Source organism: Nonomuraea turkmeniaca (assembly GCF_005889735.1).
Taxonomy (GTDB): Bacteria; Actinomycetota; Actinomycetes; order Streptosporangiales; family Streptosporangiaceae; genus Nonomuraea; species Nonomuraea turkmeniaca.
The window spans coordinates 1-20,154 of the sequence record NZ_VCKY01000195.1; the positions used below are offsets into that span (position 1 = coordinate 1).

Annotated in this window: 19 protein-coding genes; 9 read left to right on the forward strand and 10 right to left on the reverse strand. The window is 70.4% G+C overall.

The annotated features are described in order from the left end of the window. Together ETD86_RS39900 and ETD86_RS39905 are read right to left on the reverse strand one after the other, a co-directional pair. On the reverse strand, positions 1–955 hold a 955-nt coding region (locus tag ETD86_RS39900), incomplete at its 3' end, for a serine/threonine-protein kinase (RefSeq protein ID WP_138671825.1). A gap of 21 nt (positions 956–976) precedes the next feature. Beyond that, positions 977–1,786: a TIGR03619 family F420-dependent LLM class oxidoreductase gene (locus tag ETD86_RS39905; RefSeq protein ID WP_138671826.1), complete on the reverse strand. Its 810-nt coding sequence runs from the start codon at positions 1,784–1,786 to the stop codon at positions 977–979. 88 nt (positions 1,787–1,874) lie between these two features. Here ETD86_RS39905 and ETD86_RS39910 point away from each other — a divergent pair, with 88 nt between their 5' ends. The 5 genes from ETD86_RS39910 to ETD86_RS39930 all read left to right on the forward strand — a co-directional run bounded on the left by ETD86_RS39910 (position 1,875) and on the right by ETD86_RS39930 (position 5,541). Further along, a complete protein-coding gene (locus tag ETD86_RS39910; RefSeq protein ID WP_138671827.1) occupies positions 1,875–3,122 on the forward strand; it encodes an LLM class flavin-dependent oxidoreductase in 1,248 nt (415 codons plus the stop codon). Next, on the forward strand, positions 3,119–3,988 hold the full coding sequence (locus tag ETD86_RS39915; protein ID WP_138671828.1) for a TIGR03619 family F420-dependent LLM class oxidoreductase: 870 nt from the start codon (positions 3,119–3,121) through the stop codon (positions 3,986–3,988). Before ETD86_RS39910 ends, ETD86_RS39915 begins: the two co-directional genes overlap by 4 nt. A gap of 34 nt (positions 3,989–4,022) precedes the next feature. Then, on the forward strand, positions 4,023–4,289 hold the full coding sequence (locus ETD86_RS39920) for a hypothetical protein (RefSeq protein ID WP_138671829.1): 267 nt from the start codon (positions 4,023–4,025) through the stop codon (positions 4,287–4,289). A gap of 65 nt (positions 4,290–4,354) precedes the next feature. Beyond that, positions 4,355–5,167 (forward strand): HipA family kinase, encoded by an 813-nt coding sequence (locus ETD86_RS39925; RefSeq protein WP_138671830.1) that lies wholly within the window; start codon positions 4,355–4,357, stop codon positions 5,165–5,167. Then, positions 5,164–5,541 (forward strand): DUF3037 domain-containing protein, encoded by a 378-nt coding sequence (locus ETD86_RS39930; RefSeq protein WP_211370615.1) that lies wholly within the window; start codon positions 5,164–5,166, stop codon positions 5,539–5,541. The genes ETD86_RS39925 and ETD86_RS39930 overlap by 4 nt, the downstream gene beginning before the upstream one ends. Here the strand turns inward: ETD86_RS39930 and ETD86_RS39935 are convergent. From ETD86_RS39935 to ETD86_RS39950, 4 genes are all read right to left on the reverse strand, one after another. After that, positions 5,538–6,380, reverse strand: a complete 843-nt coding sequence (locus tag ETD86_RS39935) for a GNAT family N-acetyltransferase (RefSeq protein ID WP_138671840.1) — start codon at positions 6,378–6,380, stop codon at positions 5,538–5,540. The two genes, ETD86_RS39930 and ETD86_RS39935, sit on opposite strands and share 4 nt — an antisense overlap. 72 nt (positions 6,381–6,452) lie before the next feature. Continuing rightward, positions 6,453–8,045: an alpha/beta hydrolase gene (locus tag ETD86_RS39940; protein ID WP_246148974.1), complete on the reverse strand. Its 1,593-nt coding sequence runs from the start codon at positions 8,043–8,045 to the stop codon at positions 6,453–6,455. 121 nt (positions 8,046–8,166) lie between these two features. Continuing rightward, positions 8,167–9,339, reverse strand: coding sequence for a trypsin-like serine peptidase (locus ETD86_RS39945; RefSeq protein ID WP_246148977.1), 1,173 nt, complete (start codon positions 9,337–9,339; stop codon positions 8,167–8,169). Between the two features lie 55 nt (positions 9,340–9,394). Beyond that, entirely contained in the window at positions 9,395–10,402 is a 1,008-nt protein-coding gene (locus ETD86_RS39950; protein ID WP_138671832.1) for a trypsin-like serine peptidase, read from the reverse strand. 196 nt (positions 10,403–10,598) lie between these two features. Between ETD86_RS39950 and dxr the strand changes: the two genes are divergently transcribed. After that, a complete protein-coding gene (dxr, locus tag ETD86_RS39955; RefSeq protein WP_138671833.1) occupies positions 10,599–11,789 on the forward strand; it encodes a 1-deoxy-D-xylulose-5-phosphate reductoisomerase in 1,191 nt (396 codons plus the stop codon). 39 nt (positions 11,790–11,828) lie between these two features. After that, positions 11,829–12,995 carry a flavodoxin-dependent (E)-4-hydroxy-3-methylbut-2-enyl-diphosphate synthase gene (ispG, locus tag ETD86_RS39960; protein WP_138671834.1) on the forward strand — a complete coding sequence of 389 codons (1,167 nt, stop codon included), beginning with the start codon at positions 11,829–11,831 and terminating at the stop codon, positions 12,993–12,995. A 111-nt stretch (positions 12,996–13,106) separates the two neighbouring features. Here the strand turns inward: ispG and ETD86_RS39965 are convergent, their stop codons facing one another. Then, positions 13,107–14,534, reverse strand: a complete 1,428-nt coding sequence (locus ETD86_RS39965; RefSeq protein WP_138671835.1) for an aldehyde dehydrogenase family protein — start codon at positions 14,532–14,534, stop codon at positions 13,107–13,109. Positions 14,535–14,826: 292 nt separating this feature from the next. On the opposite strand from ETD86_RS39965, the gene ETD86_RS39970 reads away from it, so the two are divergent. Beyond that, a complete protein-coding gene (locus tag ETD86_RS39970; protein ID WP_138671836.1) occupies positions 14,827–15,450 on the forward strand; it encodes a TetR/AcrR family transcriptional regulator in 624 nt (207 codons plus the stop codon). A 33-nt stretch (positions 15,451–15,483) separates the two neighbouring features. Here the strand turns inward: ETD86_RS39970 and ETD86_RS59750 are convergent, their stop codons facing one another. Beyond that, on the reverse strand, positions 15,484–16,023 hold the full coding sequence (locus ETD86_RS59750) for a PucR family transcriptional regulator (RefSeq protein ID WP_342779343.1): 540 nt from the start codon (positions 16,021–16,023) through the stop codon (positions 15,484–15,486). 290 nt (positions 16,024–16,313) lie between these two features. Further along, positions 16,314–17,099 (reverse strand): PucR family transcriptional regulator ligand-binding domain-containing protein, encoded by a 786-nt coding sequence (locus tag ETD86_RS59755; RefSeq protein ID WP_342779342.1) that lies wholly within the window; start codon positions 17,097–17,099, stop codon positions 16,314–16,316. Between the two features lie 113 nt (positions 17,100–17,212). On the opposite strand from ETD86_RS59755, the gene gabT reads away from it, so the two are divergent. Continuing rightward, a complete protein-coding gene (gene gabT / locus ETD86_RS39980; RefSeq protein ID WP_138671837.1) occupies positions 17,213–18,541 on the forward strand; it encodes a 4-aminobutyrate--2-oxoglutarate transaminase in 1,329 nt (442 codons plus the stop codon). A gap of 536 nt (positions 18,542–19,077) precedes the next feature. On the opposite strand, the gene ETD86_RS39990 is transcribed toward gabT, so the two are convergent. Further along, complete coding sequence (locus ETD86_RS39990) at positions 19,078–20,007, reverse strand: extracellular solute-binding protein (RefSeq protein WP_170223503.1); 930 nt, start codon at positions 20,005–20,007, stop codon at positions 19,078–19,080. Positions 20,008–20,154 lie beyond the last annotated feature (147 nt).

Here is a 20,154-nt window from a genome sequence, read left to right on the forward strand (position 1 = left end):
CCTGCCAGGTCCGCGGGCGCCGCCTGGCCTCCTTCTGCGCGTCGGGCCGGGTGACCACGGGAAAGCTGGTCGTCGGGTCCGGGTCCGTGGTCCCACCGGACTGCGGGCCCAGGGCGGCCATCGCGCCCGACGACAGCACGTCGTCGCCCGCCGCGTCCTGCCCCAGCAGCCAGCGCAGCACTTCCTCGGCATCCGGCCGATCCCCCGGCTCGGGCGCCAGGCACGCCTCCACGATCTCGCGCAGCCGCCCGCTCAGCGGCCCCAGGGCCGGCTTCCCGTACAGGATCCTGGCCAGGACCTCCTGATAGGTGTCCGCCGTGTACGAGTGCCGCCCGGTCGCGGTATACGCGACGGTCAGCGCCCACGCCCACAGGTCGGCGGCCGGACCGGCGGTCTCGCCCTTGATGCGCTCGGGCGGCAGGTACGCCGGCGTCCCGACGGGGATCTGGCTGGTCGTCACGGTGGTGGTGTTGACCAGCCGGGACACCCCGAAGTCGATCACCCGCGGCCCGTCGAGCCCCAGCAGCACGTTGCCCGGCTTGAAGTCCCGGTGCACGACCCCGGCCCGGTGGATGGCGCCCAGCGCGGTGGCGGTGCCGATGGCCAGGCGGTCCAGGGAGCCCCCCAGCCGCGGCCCCTTGGCGAGCACGTGTTGCTGGAGCGACGGCCCCTCGACGTACTCGCTGACCAGGTAGGGCCGGTCCCCTTCGAGGTCGGCGTCGAGCAGCTGGGCCGTGCAGAACGCCGCCACCCTGCGCACCGCCTCCACCTCTCCCAGGAAGCGGCGGCGCACGGCGGGATCGTCGGACAGGCTGGCGTGCAGCAGCTTGATCGCGACCTGCGCCCCCTGCGGCGAATGGCCGAGGTAGACGACACCCTGGCCGCCCTGGCCGAGCCTGCGCGACACCCGGTACGACCCCAGCTGACGCGGGTCATCGGCTCGTAGCTCGGACATACTGCGGCATTATGCCGGGGGTTAGATCAGCCGCGCATAATCATCGAGGATTGGCAACACCGTGTCGGCCGGGCCGCTGGGCAGGGTGGCCACCGCCTCCTCGATGCCGAGCCCGGCGAAATAGTCGAGCTTCTCCCTGGTCGGACGGGTCCCGAACGGGATCACCTCGGCCATCGGCCGCTCCGCCTTCTCGCACGCCTCGCGCAGCACCGGCAGCGCCGCCCTGATGCCGGAGCCGCCGATCGGCATCCAGCCTTTGGCGTACTCGGCGACGTGGGCGAACAACTTCGGCCCCGCGGCGCCGCCCACGTACACGGGCGGGCCGTTCTGCGGCTTCGGCCAGCACCAGGACGGCTCGAAGCCGTCGAACGCGGCCACGTCGTCACGCCAGAGCGCCTGCATGGCCAGAACGTTGCGCCGGGCGACCTCGCGGCGGCGGCCGTACGGGACGCCGTGGTTCTCGATCTCCTCGACGTTCCAGCCGAAGCCGACGCCGACCACGACGCGCCCGCCGGACAGGTGGTCGAGCGTGGCGATGGCCTTGGCCGTGACGATGGGGTCGCGCTGGGCGGCGAGCAGGATGCCGGTGCCCACGCGCAACCGGCGGGTCGCGGCGGCGGCGAAGGAGAGGGCGACGAGGGGGTCGAGCGTGCGCTTGTACTCCTCCGGCAGCTCGTCCTGACCGGCGGCGGGCGGCGTGCGGCGCGAGACCGGGATGTGGGTGTGTTCCGGCACGTAGAGGGAGTCGAAGCCGCGTTCCTCCGCGGCCCTGGCCAACTCCGCGATCGGCATGGACGTGTCGGTGGCGAACATCGTGACACCCAGTCTCATGCGGCCTCCTCGTAGTTAACCAAGCGATTGCTCGGCTAAGATTTCCAGAGTACCTTGCGAAGGAACCGTCCGCGGAAAGAGGTCCCCGGTGAAGTTTTCCATCTTCCTGAATCCGCAGATTCCAGGCTCTGGATACGCGGCAGAGGAGAACGCCAAGGCCAAGCGCCCCATCGGGCGGGACACGGAGTCGTACCAGAAGCTGCTGCACGAGGTCCGGGAGATCGCCGTCCACGCCGACCAGCTCGGGTTCGACGCGCTGATGATGACCGAGCACCACTTCCACTCCGAGGGCATGGAGTTCTCGGTCAATCCCCTGATGTTCCTCACCGACCTCGCCGCGCGCACCGAGCGGATCCTGCTCGCGCCGCTCGGCCTGGTGCTGCCCGCGTGGGACCCGATCAGGGCGGCCGAAGACGTGGCGCTGCTCGACCAGTTCTCCAAAGGAAGGCTGCGGCTGGGCGTGGCCCGGGGTTACCAGAACCGCTGGATGAACGTCCTGGGCCAGCGCTGGCACGCGGCCGCCGCCCGCTCGGACGGCTCCGCCTCCGACACGCGGAACTTTGACGTGTTCGGCGAGGTGCTGAAGATCATGAAGCTGGCGTGGACCGAGGAGACCCTGCGCTACAAGTCGGACGTGCTCGACTACCAGGTGCCCTATCCGTACGAGGGCATCGAGGGGTGGCCGGCCGTTGAATGGACGCGAACGTTCGGCGCGCCCGGCGAGCTCTCCGAGGACGGAAAGGTGCAGGCCGTCTCCGTCTGCCCCAGGCCGTACCAGAATCCCCATCCGGAGCTGTGGCAGCCGTTCACGATCTCGGACCGGTCGGTCATCAGGGCCGCCCAGGAGAACATCCTGCCGTGGATGTTCACCCCCAATCCCGACGACCACGCCGCCAAGGCCAAGCTGTACCAGGAGGAGTCCGCCAAGCAGGGCCGCCACTACAAGCTGGGCGAGCACACCGGCATCCTGAAGATCGTCGGGATCGCGGACACCACCGAGCAGGCGATCAACACCTTCGGCCGCAGCATCCCCAAGGACTTCGCCGCCTTCTTCGGCCCCTTCGGCTATCTGGAGGTGCTGCGGAAGAAGGAGGACGAGAAGCACAAGCCCATCTCCCCGGAGAAGGGCGACGCCAAGCGCATGAACGACGTGGAGATGGCGCTGTTCGGCACGCCGGACGACGTCAAGCGCGGCATCCAGCGCATGCTGGACCGGATGCCCGACCTGGAGTGGTTCGGGCTCTACATGCAGGGGCAGCAGGGCGTGCTGCCGCTCGACACGGTCAAGCGCAACCTGGAACTGTTCGCCACCAAGGTCGCGCCGGAGTTCCGATGAAGATCTGGCTGGGGGCCTCGTTCGTCGACGCCGATCAGTTCGTGGAGCTGGCGCGGGCGGCCGAGCGGTGCGGGTTCGACACGCTGACGCTCTCGGACCACCTGTTCTACGCCGACTTCGCCACGCCGTACCCCTACTCGCGGTCGGGCAAGCCGCGCTGGGACGCCACGACACACTGGCCCGACGTGTGGGTGACGGTCGGCGCGATGGCCGCCGTCACCACGTCCCTGCGTTTCTCGCCGAACGTCTACATCGCCCCCGTCCGCGACCTGTTCACCGTGGCCAAGCAGGTGTCGACGGCGGCGGTGTTGTCGCAGGACCGGGTGACATTCGGGGTGGGCGTGGGGTGGTGCAAGGAGGAGTTCGTCGCCACCGGTCAGGACTTCCACACGCGGGGGCGGCGGCTGGACGCCATGCTGCCGGTGCTGCGCTCGCTCTGGGCGGGCGAGACGGTCGCCCTGGACGGCCTCCCGCCCCTGTCGATCTCGCCGACCCCGTCTCAGCGCATCCCGGTGTACGTGGGCGGCGACAGCGAGGCGGCCCTGCGGCGGGCGGCCCGGGCGGGCGACGGCTGGATCGGCAACCGCATCTACACGGAGGAGCAGCTCGACCCCGTGCTCGACACGCTGCGGCGGCATCTCGACGAGAACGGCAGGACCGGGCCGTTCGACATCATCGCGCCGCTGGCCGTGCTCCCGGACGCGGACGTCTACCGCCGCTTCGCCGCCAAGGGCGTGACCGGCACCCTGGCCGCCCCGTGGTGGCTGGCCACCCCGGAGGAGAAGGCACGGTACGGGGAGGGCACGCTCGAGCTCAAGATCGCCACCATGGAACGCTTCGCCGAGGAGGTCATCGCCAAGCTCTGATCCGGCGGGAAGCCCCCGCCCCCGGCCCGACGGCATGCCACCCGCCGAGCTGCACCGGCTCGCCATGGAGACGGTGCGGGGCTGGCACGAGGGCGTCCAGCGCATCGTGCGGGAGGCGGACGTCGAAGCGACGTTCGCGCTGCAGGTCTACTCGGCGCAGCGGGTGGAGCCGTGGGACGAGCCGGCCGTCACGCTGGTCGGGGACGCCAAGGCGAGCTATGAGCGCCGCATGCTCGACTACGCCTTCGCCGCGGTCGAGGCGTCACGGGAACATCCCTTCGCCCCACGCCCCACCGGTTGACGCGGGATGGGGTGGGCAAGAGGGCCTGGGAGGACGGTGGGGCGCATGGGCGGTAGCCTCGTCTCGTGCTGGATGAGATCGCAGCCACCCGTTATGTGACCCCGCTGCGGGAGGGCGGGTCGTTGCCCGGTGTCGTCGAGGCCGATGACCTGGGCACGTACGTCGTGAAGTTCCGCGAGGCGGGCCAGGGCCGCCGGGTGCTGGTCGCCGAGATCATCGCGGGCGAGCTGGCCCGCAGGCTAGGACTCAAGACCCCCGAGCTCAAGCTCATCGACCTGGACCCCCAACTCGGCATCCGCGAGCCGGACGAGGAGGTCCAGGACCTGCTCAAGGCCAGCACCGGACTCAACCTGGCGGTGGACTTCCTGCCGGGCGCCCTGGGGTTCGAGCCGCTGGCGTGGGTGGCGGACCCGGTTTTCGCGGCGCGGGTGGTGTGGTTCGACGGCCTCATCCACAACATCGACCGCAGCTGGCGCAACCCCAACCTGCTGGTCTGGCACCGCGACACCTGGCTGATCGACCACGGCGCGTCTCTCTGGTTCCATCACAACTGGCCCACGGCGGATCCGCAGCGCCCGTTCGACGCGGGTGACCACGTGCTCGCGCCGTTCGCCGGCGACGTGACGGCCGCGGGCGCGGACCTGGCGGGGAAGATCACGCGCGAGCTGCTGGAGACCGTGACGGCTCTGGTGCCCGACGAGTGGCTGGACGGCGAGCAGGGGTTCGGCGACCCCCAGGCGGTGCGGGAGGCGTACGTCGATCATCTGTTGCGGCGGGCGCACGGGCCGCGCGAGTGGCTGATACGCGGCGAGGAGCGGGCCCCGCGGCGGTCCGGACCGGGGTCCGTCGGCGAGTTCTGGCGGGGAGGCGGCCGGTGACCAGGGACGTGTACGAGTACGCCGTCATCCGCGTGATCCCCAGGGTGGAGCGGGGCGAGCAGATCAACGCGGGCGTGCTGCTCTACTGCCAGCCGCGCGGCTACCTGTGCGCGCGGGTCGAGCTCGATCCGGTCCGGCTGCGTGCCCTCGACCCGACGGCCGACGTGGACGCGGTGCGCCGGGCGCTCAGCGCGTACGAGCTGGCCTGCGGCGATGCTCCAGGACCGTTGGAGTCGGAGCCGCTGGGCGGCAGGTTCCGCTGGTTGACGGCGCCCCGCAGCACGATCGTGCAGACGGGCCCGGTGCACGCGGGTCTCACCGCGGACCCGGGCACGGAGCTGGCAAGGTTGTTCGACAAGCTCGTCCGGCTTTAGAACAGCACGGACATGAAGGTGTCCACTTCGACGAAGCCGACCTTGCGGTAGACGGCCCGCGCCGAGCGGTTGTAGTCGTTGACGTAGAGGGTCACCACGGGAGCGAAGCACTCCATCGCGGCCTCGACCACGGCGGCCATGCCCGCCACCGCGTGCCCTCTGCCGCGCAGCTCCGGGTCCACCCACACGCCCTGGATCTGGCAGGCCTGTGGCGTGACCGCCCCGACCTCGGCCTTGAACACGACCTTCCCGTTGTCGATGCGGGCGTAGGACCGGCCGATCCTGATCAGCTCGGCGACGCGGGTGCGGTAGAGGGCGCCGCCGTCGCCGAGGTTGGGTGAGACGCCGACCTCTTCGGTGAACATCGCCACGCACGCCGGCAGCAGGATGTCGAACTCCTCCGGCCGCACCCGCCGCACGAGCGGGTCGGCGGGCACCGGCGGCCTGCGCGAGGTCGCCATGACCGGCTGTGCCCAGCGGATCGCGCGGGCCCGCCCCCAGTACGGCTCGAGCCGCTCCCAGAGCAGGGAGACCGCGTCCACCGGACCCACGATGGACGAACAGCGCCGCCCCTGCTTGCGGGCACGGTCAGCGAACGCGTGCACAGCCTCGGGACCGGCGCTGACCGGCACCATGTTGGCCCCCGCGTAGCAGAGTGACACAAGGCCACCGCGCGGCCCGAATCCCCACATCTGCCCGCCGAGCCGCGCCGGATTAAGTCCGACGGCCCGCACCCTGGAGGAGACGAAGACGTTGGCGACCGGATCGGAGTCCAGCAGGGCGAGAACCTCGTCACGGTCGCTGTCGTCAAGCACGCGCGACGCCGATGTACGCAGCATCACATGGTCAGACTACGCGAAGGGTCACCGATTAGCTCATCACGCGATGCTCACGGTAACCCTTTCTTGACGTCATCGTGCTCCAAGCAACCCGACGAGCACCCCCAGGAGGTCGTGGCGCTGAGCCGGTGGCTCCGCCGCCATGCGGGCGGCGGCGGCCGGGCGCGGCTGGGGCAGCGAGTCGCAGACCGCATCACGCGCGGGCACGGACCCGTCTCTCAGGTACGCGGCCAGATGCCGGTCCACGCACTGGTTGCCGGCCAGCGACACCCCGTGGTTGCCGCCCTTGTCGACCACCATGCGGGCGCTGGGGAAGAGCTTGCGCATCCGCAGGGCCCCCTCATAGGGGGTCGCGGCGTCACTACGGGACTGGAGCATGAGGATGGGCGGCAACTTCGGTGAACCGTGCACCTGGACCGGTGTGCCACCCGCCACCGGCCAGAAGGCGCAGGGCGCGTTGAACCAGGCGTTCGGCCAGGTCAGGAATGGCGCCTGCCGATGCATCCTGGTCATGTCGGCCCGCCACGTGTCCCAGGTGCGCGGCCACCTGGCGTCCCTGCACTGGACGCCGAGGTAGACGGCGTAGCCGTTCTCGTCGGCGGCGTCGTTCTTGCCGTGCTTGGTGTAGATGTCGAGCAAGCCCTGGACGTCGCCCTCCCGTACGTACGACGACCACGCCTGTGCGAACTGGGGCCACACCCGGTCGCTGTACCCGGCGAAAGTGAAGGTGTCGTCGAGCTCGCTCGGGCCCACGACGCCTCCCGCCGGGCGGGTCCGCAGCCGGTCGCGCATCGCGTAGTAGGCGAACGACGTCTGCTTGAGCGTGGTGCCCAGCTTGTACGTGGAATGATGCCTGGCCGTCCAGCCGAGGAACTGCCGGTGCCGGCGTTCGAAGGACTGGTCCTGCGTCAGGTTCGACCTGTACCAGACACCGGTCGGGTCCACGTTGCTGTCCATGACGAGGCGCTTGACCCTGTGCGGGAAGAGCGTGGCGTAGACGGCGCCCAGGTAGGTGCCGTACGAGAAGCCCAGATAGCTGATCTTCTCCTCGCCGAGGGCCGCGCGGATCGTGTCCATGTCCCTGGCCGAGTTCTCGGTGGTCAGATGCGGCAACATCCAGGACCAGAAGTGGCCGCAGCGGGTGGCGTACTCGGCGGCCCTGTTCAGCAGCACCCGCTCCTCGTCCCGTGTCCGCGGGACGGCGTCCGGTCTCGGGGCCTGGTAGTAGACCTCCGGGTCCACGCAGTGCAGCGAGGGCTCGCTGGCGCCGACGCCGCGCGGGTCGAACCCCACGACGTCGTAACGCTCGCTCACCTTGGCCGGCAGCGTGGCGGCGACGTACTCGGCCAGGTCCCGCCCGGACGCGCCCGGGCCGCCCGGGTTGATCAGGAGCGTGCCGAGGTGGTTGGCGTCACGCGACACCTTGGCCTTGATCCTGTTGATCGCCACCTTGATCGAGTGGCCCCACGGCTGGCGGTAGTCGAGCGGCACCCGTACCGTGGCGCACTCGACATTCGCATTCACCGCTTTCCCCGCCACCGCCGGACAAGTCCCCCAGGACACCGGCGCCTTCGCTGCGGCGCCCGCCGGCGCCCCGCCGCCGGCGACAGCGACCCCGGCGACGAGCACCGCGATACCGGCGACAACCCCCATTACCCGCTTCACCCAGCCCCCTTCCCACGTCATAGGCCTTGCGATACTCCCGTGTGCGACCGCCTCATGACGCTGGGTATGGGGAAATGCTTGCCATTCTGTAATAGGATCATGGCAGCGCGTAGCCGCCGTCCTATGCCCGTTGCGCCGCGGTGAAGAGGGTCTTGGCGGCGTCGCCCAGGTACGGGCCGTACATGGTGCGCCGGTCGTCGCTGTACTTGAAGCTGCTCAGCGACGTGATCGTGCCCTTGCCGGTGGAGACGTCGAACCCGGTCAGCCACGGCCCGCCGCTCGAGCCCGCCGTCATGTCGCAGCCGAGGCCCTGGTCACGGGTCTGGCCGTGCGGATCGTCCTTCAGCCGGCCCGCGCAGTAGACGAGATGGCCACCGTTGTACGGGGGGTCGGCGGGATAGCCGAAGCCGAACGCCTGCCCGCCCCGCGGCGCGTTGAAGGAGATCTCCTGGGCGCCCACCACGTCGGCGACGTGCCGGCCGCCCGACGTGGCCAGCGCCACCATGGCGACGTCGTAGTCGTCGTTCGCCTCGCGCGACCACGGCTCGGCGACGAACATGCGGCGGGCGGCGTACCGGCCGTACGGGTGCTCGCCGCGGGCCCCGTAACCGGGGACGAACGTCCAGTTCGCGGCCCACTCGCCGGCGCCGTCCTTGACGCAGTGGCCGGCGGTGACCACGACGTCCTTGTTGGCGCTCCTGATCGTGCTGGCCGAGCAGACGAAGTCGGCGCCGCCCACGGTCATGAACACGCGCCCCGTGGTCCTGGCCACGGCGCCGCCGGTGTTCCAGCGCGCGCCGATCGTGGTCGCGTCCGGCTTGGCCGCCGCTTGGCGGCTCGGCATGGGCAGCTTGGAGGCGGCCGTCCGCGGGAGGACGAGCGGGGCCTCCCGCGGGACACGCTGGGCCAGGCCGACCCTCTTGTCCCCGATCTTGGCGGCGGCGTCCACGTCGACCAGTTGCTGCGCGGACCTGCTGAGTGCCGCCCCGCCGGGCAGCCCGTCCAGCAGGCGCTCGCCGTCCAGCAGGCGCTCGCCGTCCGTCACGATGTCGAGCAGGTCGATCGGCAGGGCCTTGGCCATGCGTTGCGGCGTCCAGTACTCGAGCACGCGCTGCTGCTCCGCGGCGGTGCGGGCGGCCACGTGCTCGACCACCCGGGTCCGCTCAGTGGTGTGGACGGGCGTGGTCACAGGTCCGTCGGCCTGCCGTGTGCCGGGAGCCGCACCGAGGAGCGCGGGTCCCATCAACCCCGCCAGGAGCGGGGCGGCCACCAGCATGGGGGTGCTCAGGGTCATGCCCCCCGAGTGTGCACCACAACGTGTGTTCTTGTGACTACTTTCGGTAAATTCTTCAGAGTGCGCCGGTAGTTTGCGCAGCTTGGTAGACCGCTTGGGCTTCGTTCCCGAAATAGGGGCCGAACATCCAGTTGGGGGCGAAGTTGTATTTGAAGCTGTTGACCGAATTAACGGTGCCGAGGCCGGTGGACTCGCTGAAACTCTGCATCCACGGACCGCCGCTCGAACCGCCTGTCATATTACAGGTCAAGCCCAGGTCGTCGGACATCAGGAAGTCGTCGAAGGTGCGGCCGCTGCAGTAGACGAGCTTCGAGCCGTCGTACGGGGCCGCGGCCGGGTAGCCGAAAGAGTACATCTGCTGGCGTCTCTGCTGGTTGAACGCCACGCCCTGGCCGCCCACGACGTCGACCAGCGTCTTGCCGCCGAGCGGCGCCACCACGGCGGCGGCCATGTCGAAGTTGACGTCCTCCCTGGCGTTCCACTGCTGCGTGGTCAGCAACTTCGTGGCGGCCCAGGTGCCGAAGGGGCGAGCGCCCTTGTCGTAGCCCGGCACGAAGACCCAGTTGGTGTGGAAGGCCCCGTTCAACTTCACGCAGTGACCTGCGGTGATCACCACGCTCCTGTTGGCGCTGGTCACCGCCGATCCCGAGCACGAGGCGTTGCGGCCCTGCGTGGTGAAGAAGATCCGGCCGGTGGTCTTCACGACCGCGCCGCCGCCGGTCCATGGCTCACCTCCGCTCCTGGCCGCCTGCAACGCCTGGCCACCGGCGGACGCGCTGGCGGGCTCCTTGGTGGGCGCCGCCGACCACGGGTTGCCCCCGTCCGCCGTGGCGAGCTTCATGCCCTTCTTGGGACCCGGCGCGGCCAGCGGCTCGGCCGACTCCATCTTCTGCTCGGTCCAGTACCCGAGGACCTGCCGCTGCTCGGACACCGAATCCGCGGCCGCGTGCTGGGCCGGCTTCGGCCGCATGTGGACGTGAGCCTGCGCCCCTGTCGCGGGGAGCAGGGCGGCGCTTCCCGCGGTGAGGACGAGGGTGGAAAGAAGGGCGAATCTGCGGTGCATTACGTACCTCCCGAAACCGGACCTGAGGTTGGAAGGTAGCCGCCGCAATATCCAGATTTCTCAAGATTCGCGCATACCGATATAGCAATATTCCGACGTAAATCTACTCTGTTATCTCGCGTCACATAAGTACGGGAATTTCGGTACGTCCGCCACCCGGTGCGCGGCCGCCCCCGGCAGCGGGGACAATGGACACGTGCATGCAGAGACCCTCCGCTCCGTCGTCCTGCTCGGCTCCACCGGTTCGGTCGGCACCCAGGCCCTCGACGTCATGGCCGCCGACCCTGGCCGCTTCAAGGTCACGGCGCTGGCCGCCGGGGGCGGCCGTGTCGAGTTGCTGGCCAGGCAGGCCGCCGAGTTCGGCGTCGATGCGGTGGCGGTGGCGGACGAGGCGGCCGTGCCCGCGCTGAAGGAGGCGCTGGCCGCGCACGGCGCCCGGCCCGAGGTGTTCGGCGGCCACGAAGGGGTCGCGCAGGTGGCGGCGTGGCCGTGCGACACCGTGCTCAACGGCATCACCGGCGCGCTCGGGCTCACCTCCACGCTCGTCGCGCTCGAGGCGGGCAGGACGCTCGCCCTGGCCAACAAGGAGTCCCTCATCATCGGCGGGCCACTGGTGAAGCGGCTGGCCAAGCCCGGTCAGCTGCTGCCGGTCGACTCCGAGCACTCGGCGCTGCAGCAGTGCCTGTGGGCCTCGGGGCCCGGCGCGTACGACCCGGACAGCGTCAAGCGGCTCGTGGTGACCGCCAGCGGCGGGCCGTTCCGCGGCATGAGGCGCGAGGAGATGACCGACGTCACCCCCGAGATGGCGCTGGCCCACCCCACCTGGTCCATGGGGCCGGTGATCACGATCAACTCGGCGACGCTGGTCAACAAGGGCCTGGAGGTGATCGAGGCGCACCTGCTGTTCGACCTGGACTTCGACCGGATCGAGGTGGTGGTGCACCCGCAGTCGATCATCCACTCCATGGTCGAATACGTGGACGGCTCGACCATGGCCCAGGCCAGCCCGCCCGACATGCGCCTGCCGATCGCGCTCGCGCTCGGCCACCCGCACCGCGTGCCCGGCGCGGCCCGGGCCATCGACTGGAGCAAGGCGCACACGTGGACGTTCGAGCCGCTGGATGACGTGGCGTTCCCGGCGGTGGCGCTGGCCCGGCACGTCGGCGCCGAGGGCGGCACCGCGCCCGCCGTCTACAACGCGGCCAACGAGGCCTGCTTGGAGGCGTTCACGCGGGGCGAGCTGCCCTTCCTGGCGATCGTCGACACCGTCGCCAAGGTCGTCGAGGAGCACGCCGTGACACCGGCGGACTCGGTGGAGGAGGTGCTCGCGGCCGACGCCTGGGCCCGTGCGCGTGCGGCCGAACTCACAGCCGGGCAGTCGCGCTAGCTACATAGACTTGAAACCGTCGTCACAGTAAGGGTTGAAATGACTTCCGTAGCTCTCGGCATCCCGACCGTCCGCCCCAAGCCGCTCGCCGAACGCCGGCACTCCCGGCAGATCATGGTCGGCAGCGTGCCCGTGGGCGGCGACGCGCCCGTCTCGGTGCAGTCGATGACGACGACGGTGACCGCCGACGTCAACGCCACGTTGCAGCAGATCGCGGAGCTGACGGCGTCAGGCTGCCAGATCGTCCGCGTGGCCGTCCCCTCCCAGGACGACGCCGACGCGCTGCCGATCATTGCGAAGAAGTCGCAGATCCCGGTCATCGCCGACATCCATTTCCAGCCGAAGTACGTGTTCGCCGCCATCGAGGCGGGCTGCGCGGCCGTCCGGGTCAACCCCGGAAACATCAAGAAATTCGACGACAAGGTGGGCGAGATCGCCCGCGCTGCCGCCGACCACGGTGTCCCCATCCGGATCGGCGTCAACGCCGGCTCCCTCGACCCCCGCCTGCTCCAGAAGTACGGCAAGGCCACCCCCGAGGCCCTGGTCGAGTCGGCGCTGTGGGAGTGCTCCCTGTTCGAGGAGCACGGGTTCAGGGACATCAAGATCTCGGTCAAGCACAACGACCCGGTCGTCATGATCAACGCGTACCGGCTGCTGGCCGCCAAGTGCGACTACCCGCTGCACTTGGGCGTCACGGAGGCCGGGCCGACCTTCCAGGGCACGATCAAGTCCGCCGTGGCCTTCGGCGCGCTGCTGGCCGAGGGCATCGGTGACACGATCCGCGTCTCGCTCTCCGCGCCCCCTGTCGAGGAGGTCAAGGTCGGCGCCCAGATCCTGGAGTCGCTCGGGCTGCGCGAACGCGGCCTGGAGATCGTCTCCTGCCCTTCGTGCGGCCGCGCCCAGGTGGACGTCTACACCCTGGCCGACCAGGTCCAGGCCGGCCTGGAGGGGCTGAAGGTCCCGCTCCGGGTGGCCGTGATGGGCTGCGTGGTCAACGGCCCCGGCGAGGCCCGTGAGGCGGACCTGGGGGTGGCTTCGGGCAACGGCAAGGGGCAGATCTTCGTCAAGGGCGAGGTCATCAAGACCGTGCCGGAGTCGCAGATCGTGGAGACGCTGATCGAGGAGGCGCTGCGGCTGGCCGAGGAGATGGGCGTCGAGGTCGATCTCGACGACGACACCTCCGGCCCCGTCGTCACGGTCGGCTGACCGAACCTTCGCCTCGCGGGCGCGTCCGCCGGCGCCGCAGGCACGATCGTGACGGGCTCGCGGGCGCCGCCCATGAGAGCGAGCGCCCGCGACCCGATCGAGGAGCTCCGGCTAGAGCGTGAGGCCGGTCAGCACCATGACCTTCTCGTACGTCAGGTCCTCCATGGCCGAGTGCAGTCCCTCGCGCCCGATGCCCGAGTCCTTCACCCCGCCATAAGGCATCTGGTCGGCCCGGTACGACGGCACGTCGCCGATGATGACGCCGCCCACCTCCAGCTCCCGGTTCGCCTGGAACGCGGCGTCCAGCGAGCGCGTGAACACTCCGGCCTGGAGGCCGTACTTGGAGTCGTTGACCATCGCGTACGCCTCGCCGACCGAGGCGGCCGGCTGAAGGATCATGACGGGGCCGAAGACCTCCTCGCAGGCGACCTTCGCGTCGTGCGGCACGTCGGTCAGGACCGTCGGCGCGATGGTGGCCCCTTCCCGGGTGCCACCCGCCAGGACCTTGGCCCCGGCCGCGACGGCCTCCTGGACCCACTGCTCGACCCGTTCGGCGGCGTGCTCCGAGACGAGCGGGCCCACCTGGGTCTTCTCGTCGGCGGGGTCGCCGGTGACGAGGCCGGCCACGGCGGGGACGAGGCGCTCGACGAAGGCGTCGTAGACGGGCTGCTCGACGATCACACGCTGCACGGCGATGCAGCTCTGGCCGGCCTGGTAGTTGGAGTACAGGGCGATGCGCTGGGCGGCCCAGTCGAGGTCGGCGTCGGCCAGGACGACGGCGGCCGCGTTGCCGCCCAGTTCGAGGGTGACGTGCTTCCGCGGGACCTGGTCGGCGATGGCGTACCCGACGGGCGCGGAGCCCGTGAACGACACCACGGGCAGGCGCGGGTCGAGGACCAGTGCGGAGGCGCGCTCGTTCTCGACGGGCAGCACCGAGAACATCCCCGGGGGCAGGTCGGTCTCGGCCAGGATCTCGCCGAGCAGCAGCGCCGACAGCGGCGTGGCGGGGGCGGGCTTGACGACGACCGGCGCGCCGACGGCGATGGCGGGGGCGACCTTGTGGGCGACCAGGTTCAGGGGGAAGTTGAACGGGGTGATCGCCAGCACGGGACCGTGCGGCACGCGCGACACGTACGCCAGGCGCCCCGTCGCGGCCGGCTCGGTGTCGAGCCGCTGCACGCCGCCCGACCAGCGGCGGGCCTCCTCCGCCGCGAAGCGGAACGTGGCGACGGCGCGGCTGACCTCGCCGCGCGCCCAGAAGATCGGTTTGCCGTTCTCCGCCGTAATGAGGTCGGCGATCTCCTCGGCCCGCTCCGCGAGGCGGCGCGAGACATGGGCCAAGGCCTCGGCCCGTACGTGCACGGGCAGGGCGGCGGCCTGCCGCGCCACCGCGTGGGCGGCCGCGACGGCCTCCTCGACCTGGGCATCGGTCGGCACGGAATGCCTGCCGACCGCCCGGCCGTCGTGGGGGTTGGTCACAGTGAGCTCGGTGTCCCCGGTCGCGGGGCGGCCGGCCAGCCAGAAGGTACGCACGTCCATACCTCGACGTTATGCCAAGCCTAGGATCGGGGAATTACACCACGATGCACAAGAGCCTCACCAGCGCTCACCGTTAAGTACAAGCTCCTGGGTATACCCATGATGTAACAGAAGTAGACCTAATTCGGGATGTTTACCATGCGGAGTGGTTTGAGGGTTCTCCGGCATGGCTAAGTCATCCGGTGCGGGTCTCCAGCGCGGTGGGCCCCCGATCTGAGAAAGGCGTGGGCCCCGTGACCGAACAGCGTGAGGTCACAAGGACACAGAGGTCCTTGGCCACGAAGGAGGTCTCATGACCTCGGCGCCTCTGGGGCTGCAAGGCGCCTACCTCCTGGGTGAGCGCGCCAGCCACGACGAACTCCGTTCCCGCCTCCTGGACGTGGCGGTCAATCTGCTCGAAACGGACGGTCCCGACAGCCTGACCATGCGCAGGATCGCCGCCGAGGCGGGCTGTACGACGACCGTCATCTACACGATGTTCGGCAATAGAGAGGGCTTGGCGGAGGCGCTCTATCTGGAGGGGTTCGAGCGCTTCCGCCGCCTCCTGGAGGCGGTGCCGGCGCGGCGGAACCCGTTGGAGCACCTGCACGCGCTCGGGCTGGCGTACCGTCAGGCGTGCCTGGCCGAGCCCGGCTACTACAGCCTGATGTTCGAGCGGGCCATCCCCGGCTTCGAACCCAGCGAACGTGCCAGGACCCTGGCGCGGGCGGCGCTGAACATCCTCGATCGAGTGATCGCCGACTGCATCTCGGCGGGGTACCTCGTGCCGACCCAGCCCCGGAAGATCGCCGATGCGCTGTGGGCGGCGGCGCACGGGGCCATCAGCTTGGAACGCGCCGGGCACCTGCGGGATGGGCGCACCTACGAGGCGGTCACCACGGCGACCATCTGCTGCTACCTGGTGGAGAAGCCGTAACGCGCCGGGCCCTGACCGGGTGACGATGCGGGCTCAGCGGGGAGCAGCGGCGGCTTGGAGCGCCAGCCACAGCTCGGCGCGCACGCCCGGGTCGTCGAGGTCGCGGTCGAGCAGCTCGGCGACGCGTTTCATGCGGTAGCGCAGCGTGTGCCGGTGCACGCCGAGGCGCTGTGCGGCCGCGTCCCAGTGGCCGTTGCAGTCCAGGTACGCGCGGAGCGACTCGACCAGGTCACCGCGGGAGCCGTACTCGGTGAGGGGGGCCAGGAGCGCGGCCGAGAACGCCTGGGCTGCTGACGGGTCGAGCAGGCCGAGCAGGCCCTGCCCGGCCAGCTCGCCGAACCTCACCACGCGGCCCCTGCCGATCCGCCGGGCGCCGCCCCGCCTCGCGGCCTCCGGCTTCCCTGTCCCCGCCGTCTGGCGGCTCCTGGCCGCGTCCAAGGCGCGCCTCGCCTGGTCGAGCGCGCCGCGCAACGCCGCCGGGTCGTGACCGGATCGCAGGCTGACGCCCACCGGCCCGTCCACCTCCAGGGCCACCATGTCCGCGGCGTGCTCGGGCATCAGAGCGACGGCCATCGCCTTCGCGGTGCGCCGCCGTGTGTGCGGGCCCGCACCGGTGTCCGTGGCCTCGATGAGCGCCGAGAAGGCATGCGTCTCCAGCGTGTCGAGGGCGTCGGCGTCCGTCGCGAGGACCAGGAGCGGCGCTTGGGGCAGCCGGCCGCCGAGCCGGCCCAGCACGGCGCGGGCCTGGTCCGCCGCCCCGGCCAGCAACAGCTCCAGCACGGCCGAGCGAGTGCGGCGCTCGGCGGCCAGGTTGGTTCTGCCCTGTTCCACCGCGAGCGTGAGCAGGGATCCGGCGGCGTTGATCACGGTGTGGGTGACGGGTGAGAACGGCTGCTCGGCCCCGACGGCGAAGAAGCCGCGCGGCCGTGCTCCGCCGCCCAGCGGCTGCACCACGATGTGCTCCCCCGGCCCCGACAGCGCCAGGCTCGCCGGCATCCGAACCCTTTCCGCGGGCCACCGCGCCTCCTCCCCCGGTCTGGTCGGCGGGGCGGACGCCGGGTCGCGGCCCGTCCCGGCAGACGCGGAGAACTCGGGCGGAGGCGTAGGAGTTCGGTGGTGACGGCGTCCGTGTCGGCGCCGCGCGTCGCGTGGAGCACCTCGCCGGTCTCGTCGAGCAATGCCGCCCAGCCGCCGACCTCCTTGGCCAGCCGGTCGATGACCGCGTGCATGCCTTCCGGCCGCAGGGCCGCCCGCGTCAGGCGGCCCTGGGCGGCGAAGGCGCGGGTGATCTCCTCGTACTGCTCGGCGGCCAGCAGCTCGCTGACCGCCTTGCCGATCGCGATGAACGGCGTCTCCCGCGGCACCTCCAGCAGCGGCAGCCCGGCCTGGTCTGCCGCCTCGATGAGGGCGGCGGGGATCTCCTCGTGCGAGACGCCGACGCCGAAGCCGAGCCCCGCGACGCCGCGGGCCACGAGCCGGGCGACATATCCAGAAATATCGGCTTCCAGCCGCATTCCCGTCGTGAGCAGCAGCTCGTCACCCTCCAGGTACGGCGTCGGGTCCGCGAGCTCGCTGACCGCCACCCACCGCACCACCGCGTTCGACGACGTCGGACCGGCCAGAGGCCGCAGACCCATGCGGCGGATCACGGTCTGGAGCGTAGGCGGCATCGAGAGTTTGTCCATTCCGGCAAAGAAGACCACCTCTAGTGTGACATATCGACGTATCGGCGCAGGTAGGAGGCAGCCGTAGCGTCGAAGCCATGAGCATTCCCCAGGAGCGGCGCGTCGTGACCGCGATCCCCGGCCCCAAGTCCCAGGAGCTGCTGGCCCGCAAGCAGGCCGCCGTCCCGCCCGGCATCGGCACCACCCTGCCGGTCTTCGTCACCCGCGCCGGCGGCGGCGTGGTGGAGGACGCCGACGGGAACTCGCTGATCGACTTCGGCTCGGGCATCGCCGTGACGAACGTCGGCAACGCCGCGCCTAAGGTCGTCGAACGGGTCCAGCGGCAGGTCGCCGAGTTCACCCACACCTGTTTCATGGTGACCCCGTACGAGTCGTACGTCCGGGTGTGCGAGAAGCTGAACGAGCTGACGCCGGGCGACCACGAGAAGCGCACGTTCCTGGTGAACTCCGGCGCCGAGGCCGTGGAGAACGCGGTCAAGATCGCCCGCCACGCCACCGGCCGGCCGGCCGTGGTCGTGTTCGACCACGGATACCACGGCCGCACGCTGCTCACGATGACGCTGACGGCCAAGAACATGCCGTACAAGCACCGCTTCGGGCCGTTCGCGCCGGAGGTCTACCGGGTGCCGCTGGCGTACCCGTTCCGGTGGCCGAGCGGCGCGGAGAACTGCGCCGAGGAGGCCGCCGCGCAGGCCATCGACATGATCACCAAGCAGATCGGCGCCGAGAACGTGGCGGCCGTGGTGATCGAGCCGATCGCCGGCGAGGGCGGTTTCATCGTGCCGGCGAAGGGTTTCCTGCCGCGCATCGCCGACTTCTGCCGGCAGAACGGGATCGTGTTCGTGGCCGACGAGGTGCAGACCGGCTTCGCCAGGACCGGCACGCTCTTCGCGTGCGAGGACGAGGGCGTGGTGCCGGACATCATCACCACGGCCAAGGGCATCGCGGGCGGCCTGCCACTGGCCGCGGTGACCGGCCGGGCGGAGATCCTGGACAAGGTGCACGTGGGCGGGCTCGGCGGCACGTACGGCGGCAACCCGCTCGCCTGTGAGGCCGCGCTCGGCGTGCTGGAGACCATCGAGGAAGAGGACCTGGTCGCCAGGGCCCAGCGCATCGGCGAGATCATGCTCCCCAGGCTCAAGGCGTTGCAGGAGCGCTTCGACGTCATCGGCGACGTCCGCGGCCGGGGCGCGATGATCGCGATCGAGCTGGTCGAGCCCGGCACCAAGGAGCCGAACCCGACCGCCGTGCAGGAGATCGTCAAGCGCTGCCACGCCGAGGGCCTGTTGGTGCTGACGGCCGGCACGTACGGCAACGTGCTGCGTTTCCTGCCCCCGCTGGTGATCCCCGAGCACCTGCTCGAGGAGGGCCTCGGCATCCTGGAGAAGGCCATCGCCGAACTCTAGAAACCCCCAGATATCGGGCATCCAGCTTGCGGCTGGATGCCCGATTTTGTTGGTGTAACGCCCGCCGCCCGGGTAGAGAATTCACCCTGACTTGACGCTCAGCTAGGCGCTCGCGGCCTCGGTCAGGGTTATAACGGATCCGACATACGGATGGGCGAGGGCTTCTGGAAACGTGATGAACTGGGGTCCGACAAGAACGGCGCGGAATATGTTGACGTTCGACCCTGAGGGCCTGACCTGGGCCCAGCGCGAGGGCGATGCTTGTGTCGTCTGCCACAAGAGGTGGCCGCGGCCGCGCGTGCGCGTAGGGCGACTGCCCGACGACGCCGCGGTGCTGGCCTGCGGCGACTGCGCCGAGGCCCTGCTGCCTGCGCCGATGGCGACGGTGGTGGCGTTCCCCTCCCGATGATGCGATCTCGGCAGCGAGACGCCCCGGGAAGGGGGAAGGCCCGGGGCGTCTCCGCGGGCCGCACCCAGCGGGGGGAATGAGGGCGGGCCCGTGGCGGGATCACGTGGGGATCGACAGCCCCCTTGGCTCACTTGACGAGTAGCTGCCACCGATCGGACCAGGCGGCATAGTCAGTGCATTCCCCGTCCTGCGCACGGCAACCCCCGGGCGGCCGCACGGCGAACGCCACACGGTCGATGCGCTTGGGCTTGCCGGCCTCGTACACGTCGCAAATGGCCTTGGCCCGCCCCTTGCACGCCTTGTCGTTGGCCGGCGCCAGCCCCACCCACGCGGCGGCGTCGCGCTGCGCGTTGGGCGCGGTCACCCAGTTCAGCCACCGGTAGGCGCAGGTGGTGTCGGGCACGCCGGCGCCGAGCATCCAGGAGTCGACCCATCCGGTGGTCTCGCGCGTGTGCAGGGTCTTGACCGGCTTGCCGGCCTTCTGCAGCAGCAGGCGGTAGTAAGGAGTGGCCTGGGCGTAATCCAGCGAACCGGTGGCGAAGCCCTTGACCAGATCGATGGGGCTCGTCCAGTAGGTCCGCTCCTTCGCCGCCTCCAGCAGCGCCATCGCCTGGTCGAGCCGGTCCTTGCTCAGCTCGAACGGCTTCTCGCCGTCCCCGGCGGCCAGGGCGGCGTCGGCGATCGTCAGCGGGCTGTCCTTCAGCGCCGTCCGCTCGGAGGAGAGCGCCTCCTTCAGATCGCCCCTGACCTTGGTCGAGTCGTAGATGAACTCGTGGTATCCCCACAGGTAGGGCACCCCGTAGACCTTGTCCGACGTGCCCGAGTCCGGGACCGTCAGCATGTCGCGGAAACGCTCGTCGATGTCCTCCCAGCCGCTGACCTTGGCCGGGTCGATGGGCTGCACCTGCTTGGCCGCGATGAGGTCGCCGGCCAGCACGGGCCCGGCGGAGACGAGGTCGTAAGGACGCTCCTTGAGCTTGCCGGCCATCTCCTCGGCGGTCTGCACGGTGTCGAGCTTGGCGATCCGGCAGCCGGTCTCCTTCTCGAACGAGCCCACCCAGTTGACCTTGGGGCTGACGCCGCCGTACTCGGCGTAGCCGCGGTAGGTGAGGATCTGCAGCGTGCCGTCACTCTGCGTGGCGGTGGGTGTGGGAGTGGGAGTGCGGGTCGGCGTCGGAGTGGGGGCTGTCTCTTATACACATCT